We start from the raw sequence: 19,137 nt of genomic DNA on the forward strand, positions 1-19,137 counted from the left end.
CAAAGTATAGTAAATACATAGTTGATTCATAAAATGATATTTATTATAGTATTAATTTTTTACATAAAATGATTAAATCAAGATGCAAAATCCAACACAAAAATTTATATCTTTTTCAGAACATAAGTCTGACATAGAACGCATAAAGCAATCAATAGAAGATGGGTGGGCAATAGTAAAACTAGTACCTAATAAAGGTGGTTTCATTGGGCTTTTAGAAAAGATTTCATATACAGAAGACGAAACAATATATATTCCTCCAAGAAAAAAGATACTAGTTAATTAGTTTTTTACTTCTTGTTTTATTAGTTTACTTTTGTAGCTTACATCACAAGATATTGCTTTTATAAATTAGCATGTTGTTATTGGCCCTGCATTATAACATCTTAAGAAGTTAATAGCATTGTCTACGACTATACTATGGTTTAAGTGTCTTAGAAATCACCAATTGGATAGCTATTTTTATAAAGTTAGCCATCAACACGCAGCATGACAGCTTTCCAAAAGCTATGCTATGCAAACAGCATAGCAACTCATAATCATACTAATTTAGCATGAATCATAAATATCTATAAGTCATAAATCGGTGCCAATGTAGGGATTTGAACCCTAGACCTACACATTACGAATGCGTTGCTCTACCGCTGAGCTACATTGGCAAAAAAGTCAACATAGTATGTCTTTTGACATTACTACAAAGAAAAATTAGCTCTATTGTGTAATTCCAAAGATATCTTATCATTCTCTACCCAGTATTTTACACTAACCAGTCAGTGATTAAAGTAAAACACTGTAGATTGTTTTTTTAGATACCATATCAAGCCTACTATTCTATATAGCTACAGCAGCACGTACGCAGAGAAAAAGTTATTACAGATGCGTTGAAAACTTCAAATGAAAACGTTGTGTCTCATCATATTTTTTCTTCTTCACTGGAAATCCTAAATCCATTCTGATTGGAGCAAAACGTGTTACCCAAATAAAGCCACAACCAACAGAAGCCCTAAGTGATTTATCATTATAAAAACCATTCGGAGTTTGATATTGTTTCTTACTTAAACCAACTCCCCATACACTTCCTATATCCATAAATACTGCACCTATTAAATTAAACTCTTCAGGAACAAAAGTTGGAAAATTAAGCTCTGTTGAAAATGTGTAATATCTTTCACCACCAAGCCCTTCATTAGTAACTTTTTCACGAGGTCCAACTCCACCACTAGCAAATCCTCTTAAAGTATAATCACCTAAATTAAAGCGATCAGAAATCCTAATAATTTTTTTTCCAAGCCCTGCAATATCACCACCAGAAGCAGACACTTTTAAAGTAAGCTTATTATGCATAAACGATTTATAATATTTACAATCAACTTCGTGTTTTAAATATTTATTGTTACCTCCAATACCAGCAAATTCTTGTGTACCACTTACTAAATAACCATTCTTTGGAATAATTCTATTATCTGTCTGATCATACGTAATAGTATGTCCTATAGCAGAAGTAATAAACTTACCCATTTGCTCGTTTAAGAATATTGAATTTGATGAAATCGGTGCACTTAAAATATCACGTTTAATTAAGTAATCTACTTCATGACTTAAATCCTCTTTAATCTCATAACCACAAGAAGCCTTAACTCCTATAGAGTGAAACTTATAACTTTGATCAGTAGGAGATAATACACTAGCACCATGTCCACTATAATTTCTAAACCCGTTTATGCTAAGAGATAAATCACGATCTAAAAAGTGCGGCTCTGTAATACCACCATAATAACTTGAACTGTTCTTACCTATTTGCACGCCAGCATTAAGCAGTTTACCGGTACCAACTAAATTACGTTCTAAGAAAGAAAAACGTCCAAATAAACCGCCAGCAGTATTATATCCTAAATCAAAACCAACAGCAGAAGTAGATTTTTCATCAACATCAATATTAATATTGTATCTATCTTTAGCTTTAGTCGGAGCTAAACTAATCGCTATTTTCTCAAAATAATCTAAATTTCTAAGATTGCGCTCACCTTTTTCAATATAGGAACGATTAAGTATATCACCTTCTTCTGCTTTAAATTCTCTTCTTATAACATGATCTTCAGTTTTAAGATTATTAATAATATTAATTTTATTGATATAAACTTCATCAGCTTTCTCAATAATAAATTTAACATCAGCAGTGTAAGCAGCATTTTTTATTATACCCGGATAAACACTGATCGCAGAATAGCCAGAAGTTGTAAAATATTTCTGAATTTTTTCAGCGATATCATTAACTGTTTTTATATTAAAAATACTGCCTTGCTTAATATTAATAATTTTATTAATTGGAGCTACATCAATGTGAGTTAATTTATTATCTATTGTAACATTGCCGAAACTATATTTATCCCCTTCTTCAAGAGAATATGTCAATACAAAATATTCTTTAGTACTATTAAGCTCTGCTGATACTGAAATGACTCTAAAATCTGCAAAACCAACAGATTGATAAAATTCTTTTAATAATTCTTTATCATACTCAATACGCTCAGGATCATAAGTATCATTATTTTCTAAAAAACGAAACCAACGCGATTCTTTAGTTAAAAGAATAGATTTAAGTTCTGAATCAGAATAATTTTCATTACCATTAAAATAAATGTATTTAATATCAGTTTTTGGTCCTTCTGCAATATCAAAAATAACCTTAACCCTATTATTTTCTAAATTCTCAATTTTAGGTGTTACTGTAGTAGCAAAACGTCCACTACGTTTATAAATTTCTAATATTTTCTTTACATCCAGTTCAATTTTAGCTTGGCTAAGAGATTCTCCTGACATTGTATAAATCTCTTTTGCTAGCACATTAGTCTTAATTTTAGAATTACCAATAAATACCACATTACTTACAAAAGGTGTCTCAGTAACATGAACAATTAAATTACCTTCATTTGTCATATGAATATTTATATTTCTAAAAAGTGAAGTAGCATATAAACGCTTTATTGCTTCGTCTTCTTTAGAAACATTGTAAACTTCACCTACCTTCAGATTTAAATAGCTTTCAATAGTAGAACGTTCAACTCTAGAATTACCTTCTATAGTTATTTTGTGAATTACTGAATTAGCTAATGAAACGTGATAATAAAAAATTGTTAATAATAAAATTATTAACTTACTAATTGACCTGATCTCCACCTAAAACCTTCTTTTAAGATTTATTATTAAGTATTTATAAATTATGTTAAATATAAACAATGTATTTTATAATATATATAGTAGATAATATAAATTAGAGCAAGTAAATCTGTTATTTAAGAAAACAAATTTTGTATATCATTGGAAATAGAAATTATAATTAAAAAAATTATTATTATTGTCCCTAATTGTAACAAAATATTTTTAGCCTGAGCATTCGGTAATCTACCTGTAATTGCTTCATAGAGTATAAATACTAGATGTCCACCGTCAAGAACCGGTATAGGCAGTAAGTTCAGTAATCCTAAATTAACTGAAAGCATTGCTATAAATAACAGATACATTTCAACGCCTTGAGCTATAGATTTGCCTGATTCCTTAGCAATAGCTACCGGTCCTCCTATCTCATCAAGTGAACGTTTTCCTATAATCATTTGCGATATTGCTTTTAAAGTTAAGACTGACATATCCATAGTAGCATTAATCGATTCTAAAAAACTGGATAAAATTCCTATTTTAGTAGTAATAAGTTCACTTCTAGCTACAATACCCATGCGAAGAGTTTTCTTAATTCCCTCCCCTGGATGGGATATAATTATTTCCTCCGGTATTATACTAACAGTAAATTTCTTACCTTTTCTTTCTATCAACAAAGTACAAGAGTTCCGTCCGTTAATTAATATTTCTTTTTGTACATCACCAAAATTTTTAACTGATTTATTATTAACTTTAATAATTTTATCTCCTTCCTGTAATCCTGCTCTTTCTGCTGGTGATGAAGCTATGACCTCATCAATCATGGAAGGAATTTCTGTTTTTCCGAAGTAACAATAAAAACCAACAAATATTATTATTGCAAGTAAATAATTAATTATAGGTCCTGCTGCAACTATTAAAAAACGCTCCAAACAAGATTTAGCATAAAAAGCCACTTTTTCATTAATTTCCTTAGTTTTATCCATCATAGCACGATCATAACCATAAATCTTGACATACCCACCGAGTGGCACAAGACAAATTTTCCACCTAACTCCTCTTTTATCCATAATACCTATTAATTCTTTACCAAAACCTATAGAGAATTCTTCCACTTTTACATTAAAATATCTAGCAACTGAATAATGCCCAAATTCATGGATAAATACTAAAGTACTAATTGTTATAATAAATCCAACTATAGATAACATAAAATTTTATAAGTTTACTCGCAAGTAATTTTAAGATATAGTTTAGCAAAAATCTTTTTTATGAATTCAAATAAAATTAACAAAAAATCAATTGCACGTATTGCAGCAATACAGGCTATTTATCAGCATATATTAATATTAAGAAATAACGAAGATATAAACTATATAGTGCAGAACATACTTTCTTTTTATCAAAATGATAATTCTATAATAAATTTACCAAAGCATTTAAAAATACAACCAAGTATAAGTCATTTTAAAATACTGGTAAAGTTAGTATTTGAAAATATTAATAAAATTGATGAAATCATTGCTAATCACTTAGTAAATGATAAAGAGCAAGCACGTATGCCAATCTTACTACGAGCTTTATTGCGTGTTAGCATATGTGAGTTATTATTTTTTCCAACTACACCTGCTAAAGTAGTAATCAACGAATATACGGATATAGCAAATGATATGTTAAATGAGCATGAAATTGGTTTCGTTAACTCCATATTAGATAAAATAGCAAAAGAAAATAAAAAAATCCTATGATAAATAACTTAAGAGGTTATAGACATAAATTCGTCAGAGTTAAGACTTCTAAAAAACGTACTGTCTCCTCCAATAAATGGTTAGAACGCCAACTAAATGATCCATATGTTGCAAAAGCACGCATTGAAGGCTTTAGATCAAGAGCCGCATATAAACTACTTGAGATTCATACAAAATTTAAACTTTTTACTCCAGACATGAAAATAGTAGATTTAGGTGCTGCACCTGGAGGATGGAGTCAAGTAGCTTCTAAACTTATCAAAACTACCGATAATAATTTTAAAAAAAAAATAATCTCTATTGACTTACTTACAATTGAACCAATAACAGGAGTAGAGTTTTTTCAAAAAGATTTTTTTGAAGAAGATACCAAAAAATTAATTATTCAGGCTCTAAATGGTAAAGCTGATATAGTAATGAGTGATATGGCATCAAATACTACAGGTCATAAGGCTACCGACCATATAAGAACATCACTTCTATGTGAGCAAGCTTTTGATTTTGCTTTAAAGGTTCTAAACCAATCTGGTCATTTCATTGCAAAAATTTTTCGTGGCGGCACAGAAAATGAATTATTAAATAAAGTAAAACGTGAGTTCTCAACAGTTAAACACTTCAAGCCTTCAGCTAGCCGTCAAGAATCCACCGAAATTTATTTAGTTGCTTTGAATAAAAAATAGTAGGTTAATGTTGAGTAATGTAACAAATGCTAGTTTTTTATAAATAGTCAAAATGAACTTTACTCCAGCGCTAAACACACCACTGTCCACTCTTCAGTAGTACTATTATCACTTAACAAAATAAAATTACATTCATGAGAACTATCAACTATATTTCCAACGATATTTACATTATTTGTTACTACACTTGAAACAGCATCAGTTACATCACTGCTAACTGCTACTACATCTAAAATAACATCAATTATACTTCTACTAACTGCAGATCCACTTCGTGCTAATCTAGCTAAACCAAAAACAATACTATCTAACATACAATTTCTATATAATTATTATTTATAGTACCTATTGACTCAACTTCTTGAGCATAAGTTTGTAAATCACTACATCCCCACTGATACTTATCTACCCCAACTAAACTACTATATTTATCATCAATAACAATTCTATTTGTATCTAATAAAAACATATCATTCCCACTAGATAAAACATTTTTCAATTCTTGGGTATGTTTATTATTTTCTAATATCTTCTCTTTCCAGTCATCCATAGGTAAAATAATCTTCTCTTCTAAATTAGCAAAATTCTTTAGCTTGTGATTACTAATACCTTCTAATATTTTATTAATTCCTAGATATTCTGAAGCTTTGTAAGCAATAGATCCAACTATATTATATAAATATGCCCCCCAACCTTGGACTGTCTGTGATTCTGACTTTTCAACATTATCTAATTTTGAAAGAACTAAATTTACTTTCCCTAAATGACTATTAGTAGTATTAATAATATTATGCTTTGCATTATATACTTCAGAGTGTTTAGATAACCCTTCTAACCCACATGTCACCTTTCCAGTAAATAAATCTTGCTTAATAGCGTATCTAATCACTTCTTCTGAACCAGGACTATCAAAAGTTACAGATTTATTAAAATTTAAATTACGAGAATACAATTCTACTCCCGTTAAATCTGCAGATATTGCCCCAAGCGAATGACCACTAGTATTGAAAGTGTATTCCTTAGCTTCTACAAAACCACCTACTTTTTCGATTACTTCATCAATAAATTTTTTAAGTGTTACTAATTTATTAGGAGCATAATGACAAGCGATACACATATCATCATATATATCATATTTATCTGCTTTTGTACCAGCACTAGCAATATGAATTGCTTTAGTGTTTTTATTTATAAAAGCAACAGCTTTATAACCATATGCAGAAGTATCGAATTTATCACAAGAAGCGGCCAATATACTCCAGCCACTCCCTACTAATTTATTACCATCTGTCATCAATGCTTCTGCAGCATAACGATCTTTATAATCTGTCTTATATGCAAGATTTACTCCTAAATGAGCAAGATCTATATGACCTATACTCTTTGTAGGAATTTCTGCTACATTCAAAGATTTAAATTCTTCCATTTGTATCTCTAAATTATTATATTTCTTAAAACCATAAAATATGGTATTTCTTAACAAATGTCAATCTGAATATGAATAATTTTTAATGATTAATATTCAGATTAATATTTTTTACTTAATATTAATTGTTATTGTATATTATAATCTTTTTTAAGAAAAATAATTAGTTACTCTAAAAATTAAAAGAATATACTAATGTATATCAACTTAAAAGGCTCTTTTTTACCTTGATTCTTATACTCAAAACATTTGAAGAAGATATTAAAATATCTATTGGGCATTTTAATAATGCTATTCCTGAGACTGCGTATGTTAATGTGTTGGTATTGAGTCTTATTTTAAAGCTTAATAATTAAAGCAGTTTTATTTACTATTAAGAATAATTCTTTAAGATAAAGGTTTATCCTGATCTTGCCTAATCACTTCCTGTGCTCTTCTTTCAAAAGCGATAATCACTTTTTCTGTTACTTTAGCAAAATAAATTCCAATTAATTTATCCAGTATTACTGACTTCATTTTAAAATCAATAAAAAATTTTAGTTCTGTGCCCATAAGATGTGGAACAAATTGCCAAGTACTTTTTAAATATTCAAAAGGTCCTGAAATAGCTGTTGTATTAACTGAATGCTTTCCATCATCTGCTATTTCATTAGTAACATACGAGTTATATTTTGCTGAAAAGCCCTTTAACTGAATTACTAACTCAGCAATAATTTCGTGTCTATTTTCTGAAATAATTCTAGCAGCTGCGCACCAAGGCAAAAATTTAGGATAAGTCTGTACATCCCATACCAAATCAAATAATTCTTTTGGTTTATAAGGCAAAATCCTGGTTTGTTTAAACAAGTGCATAATACTAGAAATCAGTTACTTTACCTTTATGTTGCCAGTCCCCATATCTTGTTGGTTCCAAACCTTTAACACCACCAATTTCTTTTTTCTTTGATAAATTTTCTTCTTCTAATATATTATCTTTTTTATTATCCATAACATCAAATTATGAAATTTAATCGTATCTATATTAATAGTCGTTTAACTGAAAATAGCAAGATAGAATTAACTGCAGATCATATTCATTATATTAAAACCGTGCTACGCCTTAAAGTAAATGATCAACTACGTATCTTTAACGGTATAGACGGAGAATTTTTAGTGCAAATTACTAATATCAGTAAAAATAATCTCTTAGTTAAAATTAAGAGGCAGTTAAAAAAACCTTTTTCAGAACTGTTATTAACTCTTGTTATATCTATAATAAAGCAAGATAAATTAGTACTCACAATAAATATGGCTACCCAACTTGGGGTAACTAAAATTATTCCACTGATTACTAAAAGATGCCAATTTAGATCAGTAAATATTAATCGCTTGACTAAATGTGCTATTGAAGCGACAGAACAATCAGAACGTCTTACTCCGCCAATAATTGGGGAAACTATTGTGTTACAGGATTATCTTACAAGAAATAATAATTTTATATTATATGCTAATGAGCATGAAAAAACAAAAAATTCTATATTACAGATTTTATCGCCATGTAACAACAATGTTATAGCTGACATTTCAATCATTATTGGACCAGAAGGCGGTTTTACTAATGATGAGCTTAAACTTCTCGCATCATATAAGAATGCAAGATCTATAAGTTTAGGAAGCAATATTCTGCGAACAGAAACTGCAGCAATAACAGCTATAGCACAAATAAAATTATTGCAAAACATCTATAATATTGTTACAGCAAAAGCAGGAATTCATATTTAAAGAAGCATAAATTTAGAGTTTTTAAAAGAAAGAGAATACAATTTGTTGTATTATGACTTATAGATTCCTTCTTTTAGCCATTAGAATGATATTATTGAGATTACTAGAATCCTAGCAACAATACTTTGCTTTCTATATTCCAGTTTTACAGAATAATTTTCCTAAACAAAGATAAAGAATACGTTAAAGTGTTTTAACAATATCAGAATAGAATTTTTAGTAATTAATCCAATCAAAGTAATTACCATATACATATTTAAGACTATCCGATATTTGCTAAATTCATTCTGTAAATTACAACTAAATTCAATGCTTATATAGTCGGATTGTAAATTTCTATTAACTAAAGTTTAAGAAGAGCAGATTTGCTTTCATTATATCTACGAATTGCTATGAAATTTTTCTAAATCATTATATTCAAGATTTGTTTGAATGATCAATTCTAAGTAAGAATAACAGCATTATCGCTAACCATTGAATGTGGATCCATAGCAAAAATCAACATATCAGATATTTCAGAAAATTGTTTATTCATCATGTTCTTACTAGTAGAAAGTTCCATAGCATACATTATACTAAAAATACTGACCAATGATACTGGGATCGTTACAAACAGAATTAAGGTAATTAAAGCAGACACAAAAAATAAATAAGTGACTAAACCACCTATTAAAGGCTCCAAAAATTGTTTTAAATACTCTATAACCCGATGCTTTCATAGGTGCGCTCTATACATATACATATACAATAGACATACTTATTCATTTTAGTATTGATTTTTTAATTCTTGCTAATTCTTTAGTTACTTCGTTTGATTGTTCTATGACATTAGCTTTTGATTCTTTTATAAGACCAAGCACACATAGTTTAATGCTATTTCAATAGCATTAAATACTAGAAATTATAAAATATACTATTTTTACTGATTGAGATTTATGAAGTTATAGTCTAAATCCTTCTGTCTTTAAAGCTGTCTCTATACATGTTATTATTTCTTTATTCTATATATAAAGCATCAGCACCTGCATAATAACATTGACCTTTATAATAAGAACTGCAAATATCAGCAATTCCTTTAATTTATAGTTTAGTAAAAAATTGTTTCAAGAACTATGATAACCAAACTAAAAACTGTAGCAAATATCAGATGCTTAATACAAATTTTAGATAGTAACATTAGATTTAATGTATATTCTTAGAAAGATTTTATTCTAAACTAGAGTTTTAATAAAAATTTTTACTTTCATTACTTAATTAAGATAGTTTTAATAGTACAACTGATGTAAAATGGCTACATTTTTCTATAAATTAATATAATAAAGTATATATTTTAAACTTTGTAAATATCTGACATTTGCAGTACATAGGTAGTTTGTTATAATTAACCCACATAAAAAATATATTGATGTATATTATTGCTAGTTGTATATATTTATATATAAAAAACATCAATACATATTAACCCATCAAAAGAGAGTGGATTTTATTATGAGTACACAGCACAAAACAGAACTGAAAAAAATGAATAAGACAGAATTTATAACATTTATGACCGAGTCTAGTCATCGTAAGCACCCTTCACATAAATCACTAACAAAAGCTGACGCTGAAAAAGCACTTAATTTGGTACTTGATTCTATAATTAACGCTATTGAACATCGTTATAGTATAAATATAACAGGTTTTGGTTCATTTGGAATACATAGCAGAAAAGAACGAGAAGGTCGTAATCCAAAAACTGGGGCAAAAATGACTATACCTGCTTATAGACAACCTGTTTTTAGAGCAGGAAGAAAAATGAAAGAAGCTTGCAATTTATAAACAATATAATTGTGTAAAAAATTGTTTTTATTTTATATCGTTCAAAAAGATTATCTAAATGTCATTGCAAGTAAAATTACGAAGTAATTGACTAAGCAATTAAGTAAAGAACGCTAGCTTTTTAGCACTTTTCTATTTCATGGATTGCCACCTTAAGTCGCTTGCAATGGCAACAAGTGTCTCTAAAACAACATTTTCAATTACTTGCAATAATTTTTTATAAACTCATGATCCACCATGGTGCCACCTAGCTTACATTATGATAATCGAACGTCTAGAATTTAGCTTAAAACATAATAAACTATATAATAGTTGGCTTATTGAAGCTGAAAATATAGAACAAACTTTGAAAAATGTAGAAGAATTCATACACTTTAAGCTTTTTAACAGTAATATTCCTCTTGAAAATCATCCTGATTACTATTTTGTTGCTAGGGAAACTTCAAGTAGAATTAATGCTAAAAATATAGCTATTGAACAAATAAGAAAATTACAAGCATTTTTAAGCAAAACTTCAGCAATTTCTAAATATAAAGCTGCTATAATTTATGGTGCAGATCTCATGAATTTGAATGCAGCAAATTCATGCTTAAAAATTCTTGAAGATACACCAAAGAATAGTTACATTTTTTTAATTACTTCAAGAGCTGCAAGTATTATTTCTACGATTAGATCAAGATGTTTTAAAATTAATATTAGATCATCTACCCCTAATATTCAAAATGAATTATATTATCAGTGTATCCAATTAATTTTAGATAATGAAAATATAAATTGTAATTTAGAGTTTATTAATCGTTTTACTGCTAAAGACAGAGAGTTATGGTTAGATTTTATTGATAATGTATTATTATTAATGAATAGAATTCTTAAAAAATCTGCTAATATTAATATTGAACTTTTAGATTTAGAAAAAAAGATATTTAATAAACTACCAAATCAACATCCTTCATATTTACTGCAGAAATTTACTAACATAAAAAAGCTAATATATAATACCATTGATTATGATCTTGACTTAAAGGCAAGTTATGTACTAGTAATAAGAGAGCTTTTTGCTGGTCATAATGAATTAATCTAATGCCAGTAGTGTTGCTTACATTGCTTTGAAAAATCTGATTTTTGTATCATGGTTAAGTTATAATATCTAGAAATGTAATATCAATAGTATATTTTTAGAGATTCTACGATTGTAATTGTGCTTCCTCTATGCTTTTCATTAACTCTTCAAAATTATTAAGTTGGAAAATTAGCTAAGTTTATTCTCTAAAACATTTGTCATCACTAACTTATAGATTTATTATTTTATAATTGATAATACAATCTTTTGAAGAGTTCGCTTTATCTGTAGGCTTAATATAATTATCCAAAGTAACTAGCTTGTGTAGTTTAAGCGATCAATTTTTATGTGGTTTTATCAATGCATTATACTCAATGTCAGTTTTAAGCTACTGGATTGCCTATTTTTAGCTATCAGTCATACATAAAGCAGTATTAATCATTACAATTTCTACTTCTTCTCTTATATAACAATTATGAGGTTTAGCTTAAATTATTTTGTTAATGATATGCTTTTTAAGCCCTTTTATTTGAGTCGTATCATAAATAAGATCACCTACATCAGTAGTAATTTCAAAAACCTTTTCATCTCAAGGTATATATTTTATAATAATATTAGTTGTATTAATAGCTGTTTTTACATTTTTGATATACTCTCTTTTGTTTCTGTATTATTCTATTATATGTTATACTTAAGATGTGATAATGCTTATTGGCTTTTTAAAGATTCAATTTGTTTTATGAGTTCTAGCTTTTGTCTTACATACTCTAAATTAGAACTGTTTATCTGTTTTGTAATAATAAGTTTAATAGCTCTTTCAAAAGAAGTTAATGCCTTTTCATAGCACCCTAAACTATATAAGTTTTTTCCTTTTAAAAAATAATAAACACTTGTAATTTTAGACATTGGTTAATCTTATACTTTAAAAGTAATCAACTAGTTAAATGCATTTTATTTATAAATAATTTAAAATGTTAATCATTTTTATATTTTAATTGCTGCTTTATTAAACCTTACGATTACTTCATTGCATTAGTTAAATTCGATATGTTACATAAAAGACACGCAATATTATTGTTGCTAAAACATATTGAGAGAAATATATTAGAATTTTATTAAATCAAATTATTTGTATGTTTAAAACATTAACACAAAATCTAACAAAAATTTTTGATCGTTTAGTAAGCTCTGGTATTTTAACAGAAGAGAAAATAGATGCTGCTTTACGAGATATAAGAGTTGCTCTTTTGGAATCAGATGTTGCATTGCCAGTCATAAAGGATTTTATATCAGAAGTTAAACAAAAAGCACTAGGTCAAGAGGTTATTAAATCTGTTTCACCTGGGCAGATGATAATTAAAATTATCCACGAGGAGATGATAAATATCTTAGCTGCTGATGAAAGTGAAACAAAGCTAAATTTAAATTCGAAACCACCTATAAATTTCTTAATGGTAGGTTTACAAGGTAGTGGTAAAACTACTGCAAGTGCAAAACTCGCTCTATGTCTTAAAAATCAAAATAAAAAAGTTTTACTTGTATCTCTTGATACTTATCGACCAGCAGCACAAAAGCAATTAGAGATACTTGCAAATTCAGTGCAGATTAATTCATTACCTATTGTTCAAGGTGAGCAACCTCTAGATATTGTTAAAAGAGCTATTACTGAGGTTAAAATCGCTACATATGATGTAGTGATCTATGATACTGCAGGACGAACACAAATTGATAAAAAAATGATGGAGGAAGTATTAGCAATAAAAAAGATAGTGGAGCCTAAGGAAACTTTATTAGTAATTGATAGTATGACAGGGCAAGATGCAGTAGTTACCGCAAGTGGCTTCAATGAAAAGTTAGAAATTTCTGGATTAATTTTATCTAGAATTGATGGAGATTCAAAAGGTGGTGCAGCATTAAGCGTAAAATATATTACCAAAAAACCTATTAAATTCTTAAGCAGTGGTGAAAAATTAACTGATTTAGAAGAATTTGATGCTAAACGTTTAGCTTCTCGAATACTGGATATGGGTGATGTTATATCATTTGTAGAAAAGGCAGCAAGTATAGTAGATAAAGAAGAAGCAGAAAAAACAGCAGCTAAATTAAAAAAAGGTAAATTCGATTTAAATGACTATATGCAGCAAATGAGAAGTATAAAAAAAATGGGAGGCTTTAGAAGTATACTTAGCATGTTACCTGGCAGTGGTAAAATTATTGATAGAATAGATCAGTCAAAGTTAAATAGTAAAATAATTGAACATCAAGAAGCAATTATTTTATCCATGACACCAAAAGAGCGTAAAAACCCTGATATAATTAATGCTTCTCGTAGAAAACGTATAGCTGCAGGAGCTGGTACTACAGTACAAAAGGTAAATATTTTATTAAAACAATTTAAACAAATGAGTGATATAATGAAAAAAGTAAGTAAGATGAATCCCAAACACATGATACGTCAAGGGCTTGGAAAATTGTTTTCATAATGCAATCTTTAAAGGATTTAAGTATCTATATCCATTGGCCATTTTGTTTATCAAAATGTCCATATTGTGATTTCAACTCCCATATAGCAAATACTATAGATCATAATCAGTGGCTTGAATCTTATATGATAGAGATCGAGTATTTTAGCCGAATGATTCAAAATAAATATATAAAATCTATTTTTTTTGGGGGAGGCACTCCTTCATTGATGAATCCTATAGTAGTTGAAGGGATAATAAATAAAATTAGCAAGTTAGCAGTGATTAATAAGCAAACAGAAATAACATTAGAAGCTAATCCCACATCATTTGAAACTGCTAAGTTTAGAGCATTCAAGACTGCTGGAATTAATCGTGTTTCAATCGGAGTGCAATCTTTAAGGGAGAATGATTTAAAAAAATTAGGTAGAACTCACAATGCAATGCAAGCTATTAAAACGATTGAAACAGCAAATACAATTTTTCCAAAAGTCTCTTTTGATCTAATATATGCACGCAGTGGTCAAATATTAAAAGATTGGCAAGAAGAGTTAAAGCAAGCAATGGAATTAGTAAGCGGTCATATTTCTCTTTATCAGCTAACTATTGAAAAAGGTACTCCATTTTATAAATTATTTAAGGATGGTAACATGATCTTGCCACATTCGGATAGTGCAGCTGAGATGTATGAATGGACAAATTACTATTTAGAATCTAAAAAATATTTCCGATATGAAATATCCAATTATGCTTTAGAAAAGCATGAATGTTTACATAATTTAACTTACTGGAATTATAATAGTTATCTAGGCCTAGGGCCAGGAGCACATAGTAGGATAATTAATAACCATAATTCGGTATCAGCAATTGTAATGTGGCATAAACCTGAAAAGTGGTTAGATATAATTAATACAAAAAATGTTGGTATTAAAACTAATACTAAGCTATCAAGTCAAGAAATAATTGAAGAGATTTTAATGATGGGCCTACGCCTGAGCAAAGGCATAAACATTTCTACATTAGAGCAACAAGTAAACGCAAAATTAGAGAATATTTTAGATATAAACAATCTTAAATATTATCAGAAGCATGACTTAATCAAGCTAAATAAAAATATATGCCTCACCGATAAAGGCTTAATGCTGCACAATTATATAGTACCTAGACTCATTAGGTAATTTTTTATATTAACACGAATTACTATTGTAGGAATTGCAAATTATAAAATAAAGCTTCAGAGAAAAAGAAATTAAAAGCTTTGCAAGTTACCAACTATAGTAGTATATTTTTATTTATCATCATAATTAAAGATCTTAAGATCACCATATTTTAGATTGCTAAGTTACAGCTAAAGAATCTAGATATGGCTAAGATTAGTTCTACCGCTTGTTATGATGTCACAACTATTTAGAGAAAAAGATACTGCTGCTTACTTTATTGATTCAACCAAATTATCTATATACTACACAAAATTACAAGTAATAATTAAATATTTGGTAATCTTGTTATAAAATAGCAATAAGCAGTTATAGGGAATCTATAGAGTATTCATTTAATATTAACAACTAATATTTTTAATCTCTCTATTCCTAACTTCTATCTATTTTTATCCTTACCTAACATCTAGAATTAGTTATAATATTATATGATTTTTCTATCAATATTTTTATATGTATAATTTTGTATTATTATTTATGGCATCTTTAATTTCTTTTTACATTTATATATAAAAAAAATACAGTAATATGAGATAGTTTTACTATTACTGCAATAAAAGAAAAGTTTTGTAACTTTCTTTTATGAATTCAGACTTTAGATAAATATCTTTCTTTATCTAAACTATCCTCACTGTTATCAATAATCATAGTAATTGTTGCATCACCAGTAATATTAATAGTAGTACGTAGCATATCAAGCACTCTATCGATACCAGCAATAATTGCTACTCCCTCAATAGGTAAATGAACTGAAGAAAGAACCATAGGAAGCATTATCAATGAAGCACCAGGGATACCAGCACCGCCAATAGAACCAAGTGTTGAGGTTAAGATAATCACTAAATAATCATGAGGAGCAAGCGTTACTCCCATCATTTGAGCAAAAAAGATAGTGGTAAGAGATAAATTTATAGCAAAACCATCCATATTAATGGATGCTCCTATAGGAAGTACAAACGAAGTACTTGCATCTGAAATACCTAGTTTTTCACGACAAACTTGCATCGTAGTAGCAAGAGTTGCTTTGCTACTTGAAGTAGAAAAAGCTAAAATTTGATATTCGAAACTTTTTTTGTAAAACGGTATAGGAGATACTCGGCAAAATACATAAATAAGTAATCCAAAAACTAGATATTGAAATGTCATTGCTACGACTACTGCTAAAACAAGCTTTGATAAACTTATCATTACTTCAACTCCTTGTGTACCTATAATCCAGCCAGTTAAAGCAAAAGCACCGTAAGGAGATAACTGAATAACAAATTCTATCATTTTTAATATTAATTTTGATATTAAATGAACTAAATCTGTAAGAGATTCACCTATAGCTTTCATTTTATTTAATGTAATACCGACAAAAATAGCAAAAAATACAACTTGTAGCACATTTCCATTTGCAAGAGCACCAACAGCATTATCAGGGACAATTTTTATAAAAAAATCAATTATATTAAATGAAGTTCTATCAGAAGTTCCTGAAGAAGCAAAATCTATATGTATTCCTACTCCAGGCTTTAACACTAGTGCAACAGTAATCCCAAAAATCGTAGCAAAAAAAGTAGTACCTAAAAAAGCTGCTACTGCTTTCATGCCCACTCTACCAAGAGCAGAAGTATCATTCATGCTAGTGATACCAGAAACCAAACTGAAAAAAATTAAAGGCGTAATGATCATTTTTATTAAACGCAAGAAAACATCACCTATAGGTTTAATATACTCAACATATTGTGGTAAATAGATACCAAATATAATACCTAAGATTAATCCTAAGGTAACTTTTTGCCATAATTTCATAATTTATTTACTTACTTAATTTTAAAACTAAAATTTATTTACTAGAGGTTTATTTACTATTTTGATTAATCCATTCTAAGTACTTTTGAAAGCCATAATCAATATTTATTTTTATTATTTGTGGTAATTCATAATTATGAATTTCAAGGATTTTATTTTCAATTTTGCTGTAATTAGAAGATTTTGCTTTAATTATAATTCTATACTCCTTTTCTAGAACTACTTTACCATTCCATCTAAAATAACTCTTAATATCATCAATTTGTACACAGGCAGCAAGGTTTAATTCTAATAAAACAACAGTTATTTTTTCAGTAATTTGCAAATCATTAGTAGTAGTTAAAATTAAACAGTAATCCTGCACGTATCTAAACCTCAACAAAACAATTAGGCGTTTCAAATAATTTAATGCTAGTTACGAAGAATTTTTTACTTACGAAAAGTTTAGGGAAAATCTCATTCTTTAAATGCAAAGCAATATTTTCGGCAGTTGGATTATATCGCATGTAATATATTTTTTGGCCGGTACAATCTTCTATTTTTTGTCCCATTTCTTTGTCATCTTTATGTAGTATTAAACTATGATCAAAATTTTCGTCAATCCATTTTTTAGCTAAACCCTTAATCAAACCAAAATCAGCTACCATACCGAGATTATCGATTTCATTTGCAGCTATAGCTATCTCAAGAATATAGCGATGACCATGCAAAAATTGACATTTGTTTTGATGTCCGATAATTCTATGCCCTGCATCGAACTCAATACGACGGGTACATTTTATCATTATTATATATGTTTATTATAAATTTAACAATAATTTCTCTGGATTTTCAATGAGCTGCTTAATTTTTACTAAAAATGACACTCCTTCTTTTCCATCAATTATACGATGATCATAAGACAACGCTATATACATCATCGAGCGCACTTCAACTTTACCATCTATAACCACTGCCCTTTCTTCAGTTTTATGTAAACCTAAAATACCTGATTGAGGCGGATTAATAATCGGTGTAGATAATAATGATCCATACACTCCACCATTAGAAATTGAGAATGTACCTCCTGATAAATCAGCCATAGAAAGCTTACCTTCACGGGCTTTTTTAGCTAGGATTCCTATTGCTTTTTCAATATCGGCAAATCCCATTTTATCAGCATCTCTAACAACAGGTACGACAAGTCCCTGCTTAGTTCCAACTGCTACACCTATATCGTAATAATTTTTATATACTAAATCATCATCTTCTATTTCTGCATTTACTGAAGGAATAAGCTTTAATGCTTCAATAGTTGCTTTTACAAAGAACGACATAAATCCAAGCTTTATGCCATGCTTTTTCTCAAATTCATCTCTATATTGTGCACGCAAAGCTATTACTCTTGACATATCGATTTCATTAAAAGTCGTCAAAATAGCTGCTGTATTTTGTGAATCTTTTAAACGCTGTGCAATAGTCTTACGCAGACGTGACATGCGAACACGTTGTACTCTATCTTCATTAGTTTTATTTCCTGAATAGGTAGCAGGAGCAATAGATGAAGAGGTTGCTATCTCAAGTATATCACCCTTAGTAATTCTACCATCTCTTCCTGTTCCTTTTATGTTATTTGGGTCAAGCTTATTTTCAGTAACTAATTTTTGTGCAGAAGGAGCAAGAAGAATATTACTAGTGATAGCAGGTTTTTCTGCCAATTTTATGTTACTTGTCTGCATATTCATGTCTTTCTGGGGCTTAACAACTTCGCTATTACTAGAAGTATTTTCTGTAATATCCCATTCATTAATCTCTCCTACTGCTTCACCAACAGCAACATTTGCACCATCAGCTTTTAATATTTTACCTATAGTACCATTGCAAGGAGCATTAACTTCTAACGTTACTTTCTCTGTTTCAATCTCAAGTAGCAACTCATCGGTTTTAACCTGATCTCCTTCTTTCTTATACCACTTAGCAATAGTAGCTTCTGTTACCGATTCACCAAGAGACGGTACTATAATTTTAACTCCCAT

18 protein-coding genes, 1 tRNA gene and 2 pseudogenes are annotated in these 19,137 nt (G+C 28.8%); 8 read left to right on the forward strand and 13 right to left on the reverse strand.

Annotated elements, in window-relative coordinates; genetic code table 11:
• Positions 1-82: 82 nt before the first annotated feature.
• Positions 83-286: a DUF2674 domain-containing protein gene (locus AC27F4_RS01605; protein ID WP_487061435.1), complete on the forward strand. Its 204-nt coding sequence runs from the start codon at positions 83-85 to the stop codon at positions 284-286.
• Between the two features lie 301 nt (positions 287-587).
• Here AC27F4_RS01605 and AC27F4_RS01610 read toward each other — a convergent pair.
• The 3 genes from AC27F4_RS01610 to rseP all read right to left on the reverse strand — a co-directional run bounded on the left by AC27F4_RS01610 (position 588) and on the right by rseP (position 4,364).
• Positions 588-659 (reverse strand) — tRNA-Thr (locus AC27F4_RS01610).
• Positions 660-870: 211 nt separating this feature from the next.
• Positions 871-3,177: an outer membrane protein assembly factor BamA gene (gene bamA, locus AC27F4_RS01615; RefSeq protein ID WP_487061437.1), complete on the reverse strand. Its 2,307-nt coding sequence runs from the start codon at positions 3,175-3,177 to the stop codon at positions 871-873.
• A gap of 116 nt (positions 3,178-3,293) precedes the next feature.
• A complete protein-coding gene (rseP, locus tag AC27F4_RS01620) occupies positions 3,294-4,364 on the reverse strand; it encodes an RIP metalloprotease RseP (protein WP_487061439.1) in 1,071 nt (356 codons plus the stop codon).
• 60 nt (positions 4,365-4,424) lie between these two features.
• Between rseP and nusB the strand changes: the two genes are divergently transcribed.
• Both nusB and AC27F4_RS01630 read left to right on the forward strand, forming a co-directional pair.
• A complete protein-coding gene (gene nusB, locus AC27F4_RS01625; RefSeq protein WP_487061441.1) occupies positions 4,425-4,901 on the forward strand; it encodes a transcription antitermination factor NusB in 477 nt (158 codons plus the stop codon).
• On the forward strand, positions 4,898-5,581 hold the full coding sequence (locus tag AC27F4_RS01630) for an RlmE family RNA methyltransferase (protein ID WP_487061443.1): 684 nt from the start codon (positions 4,898-4,900) through the stop codon (positions 5,579-5,581). Before nusB ends, AC27F4_RS01630 begins: the two co-directional genes overlap by 4 nt.
• Positions 5,582-5,640: 59 nt before the next feature.
• Here AC27F4_RS01630 and AC27F4_RS01635 read toward each other — a convergent pair whose 3' ends face one another.
• From AC27F4_RS01635 to AC27F4_RS01650, 4 genes and pseudogenes are all read right to left on the reverse strand, one after another.
• A complete protein-coding gene (locus AC27F4_RS01635) occupies positions 5,641-5,895 on the reverse strand; it encodes a hypothetical protein (protein WP_487061445.1) in 255 nt (84 codons plus the stop codon).
• Entirely contained in the window at positions 5,889-7,007 is a 1,119-nt protein-coding gene (gene rlip / locus AC27F4_RS01640; protein ID WP_487061447.1) for a secreted effector lipase Rlip, read from the reverse strand. The genes AC27F4_RS01635 and rlip overlap by 7 nt, the downstream gene beginning before the upstream one ends.
• Before the next feature lie 387 nt (positions 7,008-7,394).
• On the reverse strand, positions 7,395-7,859 hold the full coding sequence (locus tag AC27F4_RS01645) for a type II toxin-antitoxin system RatA family toxin (RefSeq protein ID WP_487061449.1): 465 nt from the start codon (positions 7,857-7,859) through the stop codon (positions 7,395-7,397).
• A 4-nt stretch (positions 7,860-7,863) separates the two neighbouring features.
• Positions 7,864-7,977: pseudogene (locus tag AC27F4_RS01650) on the reverse strand (DUF1674 domain-containing protein); the annotation flags it as partial.
• 29 nt (positions 7,978-8,006) lie between these two features.
• On the opposite strand from AC27F4_RS01650, the gene AC27F4_RS01655 reads away from it, so the two are divergent.
• Entirely contained in the window at positions 8,007-8,768 is a 762-nt protein-coding gene (locus AC27F4_RS01655) for a 16S rRNA (uracil(1498)-N(3))-methyltransferase (protein ID WP_487061451.1), read from the forward strand.
• A gap of 550 nt (positions 8,769-9,318) precedes the next feature.
• Here the strand turns inward: AC27F4_RS01655 and AC27F4_RS01660 are convergent.
• A pseudogene (locus AC27F4_RS01660) lies at positions 9,319-9,625 on the reverse strand (efflux RND transporter permease subunit); the annotation flags it as partial.
• Between the two features lie 631 nt (positions 9,626-10,256).
• Here AC27F4_RS01660 and AC27F4_RS01665 point away from each other — a divergent pair.
• Together AC27F4_RS01665 and AC27F4_RS01670 are read left to right on the forward strand one after the other, a co-directional pair.
• Positions 10,257-10,589, forward strand: a complete 333-nt coding sequence (locus AC27F4_RS01665; protein WP_487061453.1) for an HU family DNA-binding protein — start codon at positions 10,257-10,259, stop codon at positions 10,587-10,589.
• 259 nt (positions 10,590-10,848) lie between these two features.
• Complete coding sequence (locus AC27F4_RS01670; protein WP_487061455.1) at positions 10,849-11,670, forward strand: DNA polymerase III subunit delta'; 822 nt, start codon at positions 10,849-10,851, stop codon at positions 11,668-11,670.
• 687 nt (positions 11,671-12,357) lie between these two features.
• On the opposite strand, the gene AC27F4_RS01675 is transcribed toward AC27F4_RS01670, so the two are convergent.
• Complete coding sequence (locus AC27F4_RS01675) at positions 12,358-12,555, reverse strand: tetratricopeptide repeat protein (protein WP_487061457.1); 198 nt, start codon at positions 12,553-12,555, stop codon at positions 12,358-12,360.
• Positions 12,556-12,782: 227 nt separating this feature from the next.
• On the opposite strand from AC27F4_RS01675, the gene ffh reads away from it, so the two are divergent.
• Positions 12,783-14,132, forward strand: coding sequence for a signal recognition particle protein (gene ffh, locus AC27F4_RS01680; protein ID WP_487061459.1), 1,350 nt, complete (start codon positions 12,783-12,785; stop codon positions 14,130-14,132).
• Positions 14,132-15,289 carry a radical SAM family heme chaperone HemW gene (hemW, locus tag AC27F4_RS01685; RefSeq protein WP_487061461.1) on the forward strand — a complete coding sequence of 386 codons (1,158 nt, stop codon included), beginning with the start codon at positions 14,132-14,134 and terminating at the stop codon, positions 15,287-15,289. Before ffh ends, hemW begins: the two co-directional genes overlap by 1 nt.
• A 627-nt stretch (positions 15,290-15,916) precedes the next feature.
• Here the strand turns inward: hemW and AC27F4_RS01690 are convergent.
• Genes AC27F4_RS01690 through odhB form a run of 4 tightly spaced genes read right to left on the reverse strand, consistent with a single transcriptional unit; the run spans position 15,917 to position 19,137 of the window.
• Positions 15,917-17,122 carry a dicarboxylate/amino acid:cation symporter gene (locus AC27F4_RS01690; RefSeq protein ID WP_487061463.1) on the reverse strand — a complete coding sequence of 402 codons (1,206 nt, stop codon included), beginning with the start codon at positions 17,120-17,122 and terminating at the stop codon, positions 15,917-15,919.
• 49 nt (positions 17,123-17,171) lie between these two features.
• Complete coding sequence (gene cutA, locus AC27F4_RS01695) at positions 17,172-17,486, reverse strand: divalent-cation tolerance protein CutA (RefSeq protein WP_487061465.1); 315 nt, start codon at positions 17,484-17,486, stop codon at positions 17,172-17,174.
• Positions 17,487-17,490: 4 nt separating this feature from the next.
• The gene (locus tag AC27F4_RS01700) at positions 17,491-17,907 is read right to left on the reverse strand and encodes a 6-pyruvoyl trahydropterin synthase family protein (protein WP_487061467.1); all 417 of its coding nucleotides are present in this window, start codon (positions 17,905-17,907) and stop codon (positions 17,491-17,493) included.
• A gap of 15 nt (positions 17,908-17,922) precedes the next feature.
• Positions 17,923-19,137: a 2-oxoglutarate dehydrogenase complex dihydrolipoyllysine-residue succinyltransferase gene (gene odhB, locus AC27F4_RS01705; protein ID WP_487061469.1), complete on the reverse strand. Its 1,215-nt coding sequence runs from the start codon at positions 19,135-19,137 to the stop codon at positions 17,923-17,925.

It is taken from the genome of Candidatus Rickettsia mendelii (genome assembly GCF_057543435.1).

Coding starts and splice junctions, on each gene's coding strand:
- AC27F4_RS01645 (WP_487061449.1), bottom strand. CDS start 7,859: ATGCACTTGTTTAAACAAACCAGGATTTTGCCTTATAAACCAAAAGAA.
- AC27F4_RS01630 (WP_487061443.1), top strand. CDS start 4,898: ATGATAAATAACTTAAGAGGTTATAGACATAAATTCGTCAGAGTTAAG.
- hemW (WP_487061461.1), top strand. CDS start 14,132: ATGCAATCTTTAAAGGATTTAAGTATCTATATCCATTGGCCATTTTGT.
- odhB (WP_487061469.1), bottom strand. CDS start 19,137: ATGGGAGTTAAAATTATAGTACCGTCTCTTGGTGAATCGGTAACAGAA.
- AC27F4_RS01700 (WP_487061467.1), bottom strand. CDS start 17,907: ATGATAAAATGTACCCGTCGTATTGAGTTCGATGCAGGGCATAGAATT.
- AC27F4_RS01675 (WP_487061457.1), bottom strand. CDS start 12,555: ATGTCTAAAATTACAAGTGTTTATTATTTTTTAAAAGGAAAAAACTTA.
- nusB (WP_487061441.1), top strand. CDS start 4,425: ATGAATTCAAATAAAATTAACAAAAAATCAATTGCACGTATTGCAGCA.
- AC27F4_RS01655 (WP_487061451.1), top strand. CDS start 8,007: ATGAAATTTAATCGTATCTATATTAATAGTCGTTTAACTGAAAATAGC.
- ffh (WP_487061459.1), top strand. CDS start 12,783: ATGTTTAAAACATTAACACAAAATCTAACAAAAATTTTTGATCGTTTA.
- AC27F4_RS01665 (WP_487061453.1), top strand. CDS start 10,257: ATGAGTACACAGCACAAAACAGAACTGAAAAAAATGAATAAGACAGAA.
- AC27F4_RS01690 (WP_487061463.1), bottom strand. CDS start 17,122: ATGAAATTATGGCAAAAAGTTACCTTAGGATTAATCTTAGGTATTATA.
- AC27F4_RS01670 (WP_487061455.1), top strand. CDS start 10,849: ATGATAATCGAACGTCTAGAATTTAGCTTAAAACATAATAAACTATAT.
- AC27F4_RS01635 (WP_487061445.1), bottom strand. CDS start 5,895: ATGTTAGATAGTATTGTTTTTGGTTTAGCTAGATTAGCACGAAGTGGA.
- AC27F4_RS01605 (WP_487061435.1), top strand. CDS start 83: ATGCAAAATCCAACACAAAAATTTATATCTTTTTCAGAACATAAGTCT.
- rseP (WP_487061439.1), bottom strand. CDS start 4,364: ATGTTATCTATAGTTGGATTTATTATAACAATTAGTACTTTAGTATTT.
- rlip (WP_487061447.1), bottom strand. CDS start 7,007: ATGGAAGAATTTAAATCTTTGAATGTAGCAGAAATTCCTACAAAGAGT.